Below are 6358 nucleotides of genomic sequence, written 5' to 3' on the forward strand. Positions count from 1 at the left end.
CGCGGCCGGGGCGCGCGGGCGTGGCAGGTCAGCGGGTGCCGATGAGGCGCTCGGCGAACCAGTCGATGGTGCGGCGCAGCCCGGTGGTCACCTCCACCTCGGGCCGCCAGCCGAGGCGCTCGGCCGCCAGCGAGGTGTCCGGGCGCCGGACGCCGGGGTCGTCCACCGGCCGGTCGACGAAGTCGATCGGCGAGGAGGAACCCGCCAGATCGCGGATGGTCCGGGCCAGTTCCAGCACGGACATCTCCGTGGGGTTGCCGATGTTGACCGGTCCGGCGAAGTCGCTGTCGGCCAGGGTGAGGATGCCCTCCACGGTGTCGTCCACGTAGCAGACCGAACGGGTCTGCCGTCCGTCCCCGGCCACGGTGATCGGCTCGCCGTGGAGGGCCTGGCGGATGAACGTGGGGATGGCGCGGCCGTCGTGGGGCCGCATGCGGGGGCCGTAGGTGTTGAAGATGCGCACGATGGCGGTGTCGGTGCCGTAGGAGTTGCGGTAGGCCGTGGTGAGCGACTCGGAGAAGCGTTTGGCCTCGTCGTACACGCTGCGCGGGCCGACCGGGTTGACGTTGCCCCAGTACGTCTCGCGTTGCGGGTGTTCCAGGGGGTCGCCGTACACCTCGCTGGTCGAGGCCAGCACGAACCGGGCGCCCTTCTCCCGGGCCAGCCCGAGCGCGTGCAGGGTGCCGAGGCTGCCCACCTTGAGCGTCTCGATCGGATGGCGCAGGTAGTCGATGGGCGAGGCCGCAGAGGCGAAGTGCAGCACCTGGTCCACCTGGCCGCTCACGTGGACGAACCCGGTCAGATCGCACTCCACCAGCCGGAACGCGGGGCGTTCCAGCAGGTGCGCGACGTTCTCCGGGGAGCCGGTCAGGAAGTTGTCCATGCACACGACGGCGTCACCCCGCTCCAGGAGCCGCTCACAGAGATAGGAGCCGAGGAATCCGGCGCCTCCGGTCACGACGGTTCTCACCATGGATGTCCCTTCAGCAAGGTCGCGATGGCGTCGAGGACGTCCCGGACGTTGATGCGCAGCAGGCCCGGGTCGGGCGTGCCGCCGTGCGGATCCCCGGACCGGCCGGCCCACAGCGGGATGTGCGGCCCGCCCTCGGGCGGCCCCCACAGCCGGGGCGGCGTCGGCCCGAAGAGCACGACCGACGGGGTGGCGTACGCGGTGGCCAGGTGCGCCACGCCGGTGTCGCCGCAGACCACCAGGCGCGCCGAGGCGACCAGGGCCGCCAGGTCGCCGATGCCCGTACGGCCGGCCAGGACCCGCCGCTCCGGGATCCCGGCGAGGGCCGCGACCCGCAGGGCCAGGTCCCGTTCCGCGTCACCCCCGGTGATCAGCACCCGGTGCCCGGCCCGGTGCAGCCATGCCGCGACCTCGGCGAACCGGTCCGGGGGCCACCGCCTGGCCGGGAAGGCCGCCCCGGGATGGACCACCGCGTACCCGCCCGCCTCGTCCGGGCGCACCGTCGGAGGGCGGGACGGCGGGGGGAGCGCCAGGTCGCCCGGGTCGGCGGGCAGGCCGTACCAGCCGAGCAGGGCGCACCACCGGACCACCTCGTGGACCTCGTACCGCCACGGCGGGCCCTGCACCTGCGGCAGGTCGGGGTGGGCGTGGCAGAGCAGGCGTCCAGGGGAGGTCGCGAGCAGCGCGGCGGTGCTCTGCGGGCCGCTGCCGTGCAGGTTGACGGCGATGTCGGGCGCGCGGACGGGGACCGGGCCGGTGCCGGAGACGTCCACTGAATCGTCCACGGCGTCGATCGTGCGCACCAGCTCCGCCAGCGGCGCGGGCGTCGCCAGGACGATGCGGTGCCCGGGGTAGGCGCGCCGCAGCCCGCGCAGGGCGGGCACCGCCGTGAGCAGATCACCCAGTCCCAGCCCGCGCAGGGCCACCAGCACCGGTGCCATCCCGCCCGCCGCTCAGGGCCAGGAGGTCTCGGTGGAGGAGCAGACGACCAGCTCGCGCAGCTCGCAGCCCGGTGGCCGGGTCAGGGCGAACACCACGGTGGCGGCCACCTCCTCGGGGTCGTTCAGCCGGGCGTCCGGCCCCGGCTTGTACTGCTCGTCGCGGTCGTCGAAGAAGTGGGTGTGCATGCCGCCGGGCACCAGCAGCGTGACGCCGACCTCCCCGGCCAGCTCGGCGGCGAGCGCCCGGGTGAAGCCGACGACGCCGAACTTGGCGGCGCAGTAGGCCGTCGCGTCGCTCACGGCGCGCAGGCCGAGGGTGGAGGCGACGGTCACCACGCGGCCCTTCGGGCGCCGCAGGTGCGGCAGTGCGGCCCGCACGACCGAGGCGGTGCCGAGCAGGTTGACCGCGATGACCCGCTCCCAGCGGTCGGCGGCCACGTCCGAGAGCCGCCCGCAGGCGTCGATGCCGGCCGCCGTGAAGACCCCGTCGATGCCGCCGGCCCGCTCGGCCAGCTCGGCGACCGCGCGCTCCGCCTGCGCGCGGTCGGCGAGGTCGGCGATCGCGTGGTCGACGCCGCTGTCGGGGGCGTTGACGTCCACGACCAGCGGCCGCCCGCCCGCCTTGGCGACGGCCTCGGCGGTCGCGCGTCCGAGCCCGGACGCCCCTCCGGTGATCAAGATGTTTCCCAGCACCAGGTCCTCCTCGGTGATCGGGTCGTTCGGGCTCTAGGAGGCCGCGCGCACGGCGGCGATGAGGCCGGTGGTGGAGCGGCCGGGGACCAGGGGAAGGATCACGATCTCGCCGCCGGCGCGGTGCACGGCGGCGGCTTCGGGCAGGTCGTGCCCCCGGTAGTCACCGCCCTTGACCCATACGGCGGGCCGCAGGCGCTCGATGGCGGCGACCGGAGTCTCCTCGTCGAAGACCAGGACGGCGTCCACGCACCCCAGGGCCCGCAGCACCTCCACGCGGTCGGCCTCGGCGACCACCGGCCGGTCCGGGCCCTTCACCCGCCTGATCGACGCGTCGGAGTTCAGGCACACGATCAGCGCGTCGCCGAGGGCGCGGGCGCGGCGCAGCAGGCTGACGTGCCCGGCGTGCAGCAGGTCGAAGCAGCCGCCGGTGGCGACGACCGTCCCGCCCGCCGCCCGCACCCGCGCCGCCACCGCCTCGGCCTCCGTCCCGGCCTCGCCGGCGGCCACGGTCATGCGGACCCGAGGGGCCGGGAGGCGGATCGCCGACGCGCCGCCCTGTCCGACGAAAGCGGTGGCGGCGGCGACCGCGGCCGTGACCGCCTCCCGGACCGTCGCGCCGTCCGCCATGGCGGCCGCCGCGGCCGCCGCGAACCTGTCGCCGGCCCCGCAGGAGTCCTGGCCGGTGACCGTCCTGGGCGGGGGCACCTGGACGGCCGGTCCGCCGCGCGCGGCCAGCACCGCGCCCCTGCCGCTCAGCGTCACGGCCACCGCCGCCGCCCCGAACCGCTCGGCCAGGTCGCGCGCGGCCTGCCCGGGCGAGGAGTACGGCAGCTCGCACAGGACGCGGGACTCGGCCTCGCTGGGCGTGACCAGCGCGCATCCCCGCGCCGGAGGGCCGCCGCGCGGGTGGGGGTCCCAGACGACGGGCCCGGCCAGGGTGGACAGGACGTCCCTGTACAGATCGGTGACCCCGCGCCCGTAGTCGGACGCCAGCACGGCACGCGCCCCCCGCAGCACGGCGGCGACGCGGTCATCCGGCAGGTCACCCGGCAGGTCACCCGGCAGGTCACCCGGCAGGTCACCCAGCAGGTCATGTGGCAGGTCGTGCGGCGTGGCGGCGACGCGGCCGCGCAGCGGGTCATGAAGCACGGCGGCGACGCGGCCGTCCGGCGCGCCGGCCTCGGCGGGACGGCAGGGCGCGCGGCCGTCGCCCGTGTCCAGCCTGACCATGGTCTGGCCGCGGCCCCGCACCCGCGTCTTGCACGGGGTGGCGCCGCGCAGCGGCAGCGGCAGCACCTCGACGTGGCCGGCGAGCAGACCTCTCAGACGGCGGCCCGCCGGGTCGTCGCCGATCGCGGTGACCAGGACGACCTCGGCGCCGTCGCGGGCGGCGAGCAGGGCGGCGAGCCCGGCGCCGCCGGGCCTGGCGTGCTCGGCGGTCACCTCGACGACCGGCGCCGGCGCGTCAGGGCGGGATGCAGGACCACGTAGCCGGGCGGGCCGGTGAGCCGGTCGACCGGCGGCAGCGGCCGGCGCACCGCGAGCGCTCCGTCGTCGCCAGGGGGTGGCTCGAACCCGGCGGCCCGGACGAGGCCGAGCATGCGTTCGGCCTCGGGCACGTCCACCGTCTCGTCCACGACGTGGCGGACGTCGAGCAGCGACCCGGGGTAGTCGCCGCTGATCGCGGCGACGCGCGGCACGCCCGCCATCCGCAGCAGCAGCGCCATGGGGAGCGGCGACTGGTGGAAGGAGGTGAGGATCAGCGCCTGAGCCGGGGCCGCCGCGCGGACCGCGCCGACCAGCCGCGCCGTGTGCTCCTCGGCCGCGGGCGGGGGATCGGCGGAGATCCACGGGACGTCCCACTCCAGCACCTCGTCCACGCCGGGCAGCAGCTCCCCGGCGGCGCGGCCCTGGGGGCCGGTGAGCAGGACGACGCGGCGCGCCCTGGCGGCGACGGCCCGGATGGCCGGGCCGGCGAGCAGGACGTCGCCCGCGTTGTCGGACCGCACGACCAGGGCCGTGCCGGTCACCGCCGCACGCTCAGTTCGCCCCGCAGGCGGTGGGCGCAGGCCAGCGGAGGGATGGCGACGCTGGTGACGACCATGCGGGCGATCTCCCTGGGAGTGCGCGGGCCGGGGGAGACGCGCGCCCAGGCGAACTCGGCGGTCATGGCGGCCCACCCCGCCCCCGCCACCACGGCCGCCGTCCTTAGCCGGCGACCCCGCCCGATCAGACCGCCCGGCCCCGTGGCGCGGCGCGGGACGGCCGCCGTGGCCAGGACCAGGGACAGTACGCCGAGGAAGGTCGTGACGGCATGGCGGCGCAGCCGGCCGGGGGCGCCGCCGATGGCCGAGCGCCAGCCCGGGCCGTGCAGCCGGCGCATGAGGGCGTCGTCGGCGTTGCCCCTCTGGAAGCGCGCGCTGGCCCAGAAACCGTCGTCGCGAACCGGGTGACGGGTGACCCGTTCCCCCTTGACCAGCCGCGATCCCGCCGCACGCACGCGCAACGCGAGGTCGGCGTCCTCGCGGTAGGCGCGGGGGAACCGCTCGTCGAAGCCACCGGTGGCCTCCAGCGCCGCACGCCGGTAGGCGATGTCCGCGGTGATCCACTCGGCGCCGGCCAGGCCCGCGGTGTTGCGCTCGGCGTCGGTGGGACGCCTGTGGGCCGGCAGCGGCACCTCAAGGCGCGCCTGGCTCGCTCCGACGTCGGCGGGAAGGCCGGCGAGGTCCGCGCGCAGGGCCTCGCCCCAGCCGTCCGAGGGCACCACGTCGTCGTCCAGGAAGACGACCCACGGGGTGGTGGCCGCGCGCCAGCCGGTGTTGCGGGCCGCGGCGGGACCCCGGCCGCCTCCGCACGCCCGGCCGCGTCCGGAGCGGCTCGGCCCCGGACGTCAGCGGGCGATCGTCCACCACGATGACCGGAAGGTCCGGATCGACCGCCGCCAGCGTGGCCGCGAGCGAGGCGCGGCCCACAGTGGGCACGACGACCGTGATCACGAGGCGAACACCCCGCTCCTGCGGATGAGGTAGGGGCCGAGGACCAGCACGTCCACCGGGGCGGAGCCGAAGCACTCCAGCGCGTCGCGCGGATCGTCCACCATGGGACGGCCCGCGGTGTTCAGGCTGGTGTTGACCACCACCGGCACGCCGGTGCGGGCGTCGAACTCCGTCAGCAGCCGCGCGAGCAGCGGATCGCGGGTGCGGTCGACGGTCTGGATGCGCGCGGTGCCGTCCACGTGGACGACGGCGGGGATGCGGTCGCGCCATTCGGGGCGCACGTCATGGACGAACAGCATGTACGGGCTCGCCATCGGGCCACGGGTGAAGATCTCGTGGGCGCGGTCGGCGAGGACCATGGGGGCGATGGGGCGGAACTGTTCGCGGCCTTTGACGGCGTTGAGGCGTTCGGTGTTGCCGGGTCGTCCTGGGTGGGCGAGCAGGGAGCGGCGGCCGAGGGCGCGCGGGCCGTACTCCGAGCGGCCCTGGAACCAGGCCACGATGCGGTCGGCGGCCAGCTCGGCGGCGACGGCGGCGGCCAGGTCGGCGGGCCGGGTGTGCGGGACGCGGGCCACCTCGAGCCAGGCCGCGAGCTCCTCGTCGGTCCATCCCCGGCCGAGGTCGGCGCCGGTCATCGGCGCGGCGGGCTCGCCCCACGCCCGCGCCAGGTGCAGCGCGCCGCCGAGCGCGGTGCCGGAGTCCCCGGCGGCCGGTTGGACCCAGATGTCCTGGAACGGGCCCTCGGTCAGCAGCCGGGT

At 76.4% G+C, this 6358-nt stretch carries 5 protein-coding genes and 2 pseudogenes; all 7 read right to left on the bottom strand.

Features of this window, described 5'->3' with window-relative positions; genetic code table 11:
* Positions 1-28: 28 nt before the first annotated feature.
* Positions 29-973: a UDP-glucuronic acid decarboxylase family protein gene (locus ABZT47_RS28220; RefSeq protein ID WP_354848375.1), complete on the bottom strand. Its 945-nt coding sequence runs from the start codon at positions 971-973 to the stop codon at positions 29-31.
* Positions 967-1911: a glycosyltransferase family 9 protein gene (locus tag ABZT47_RS28225; protein WP_354848377.1), complete on the bottom strand. Its 945-nt coding sequence runs from the start codon at positions 1909-1911 to the stop codon at positions 967-969. The genes ABZT47_RS28220 and ABZT47_RS28225 overlap by 7 nt, the downstream gene beginning before the upstream one ends.
* Before the next feature lie 12 nt (positions 1912-1923).
* Positions 1924-2604: an SDR family oxidoreductase gene (locus tag ABZT47_RS28230; RefSeq protein WP_354848380.1), complete on the bottom strand. Its 681-nt coding sequence runs from the start codon at positions 2602-2604 to the stop codon at positions 1924-1926.
* Between the two features lie 33 nt (positions 2605-2637).
* Positions 2638-4047, bottom strand: a complete 1410-nt coding sequence (gene rfaE2, locus ABZT47_RS28235; RefSeq protein WP_354848383.1) for a D-glycero-beta-D-manno-heptose 1-phosphate adenylyltransferase — start codon at positions 4045-4047, stop codon at positions 2638-2640.
* 32 nt (positions 4048-4079) lie between these two features.
* Positions 4080-4634, bottom strand: a pseudogene (locus ABZT47_RS28240) (glycosyltransferase family 9 protein); the annotation flags it as partial.
* A pseudogene (locus tag ABZT47_RS28245) lies at positions 4631-5389 on the bottom strand (transferase); the annotation flags it as partial. The pseudogenes ABZT47_RS28240 and ABZT47_RS28245, both read right to left, overlap by 4 nt.
* Positions 5390-5596: 207 nt before the next feature.
* Positions 5597-6358, bottom strand: a 762-nt coding sequence (locus ABZT47_RS28250; RefSeq protein WP_354848386.1) for a carbamoyltransferase C-terminal domain-containing protein, incomplete at its 5' end; no start/stop codon positions are given.

It is taken from the genome of Sphaerisporangium sp. NPDC005289 (genome assembly GCF_040607455.1).
GTDB classification, from domain to species: domain Bacteria; phylum Actinomycetota; class Actinomycetes; order Streptosporangiales; family Streptosporangiaceae; genus Sphaerisporangium; species Sphaerisporangium rhizosphaerae.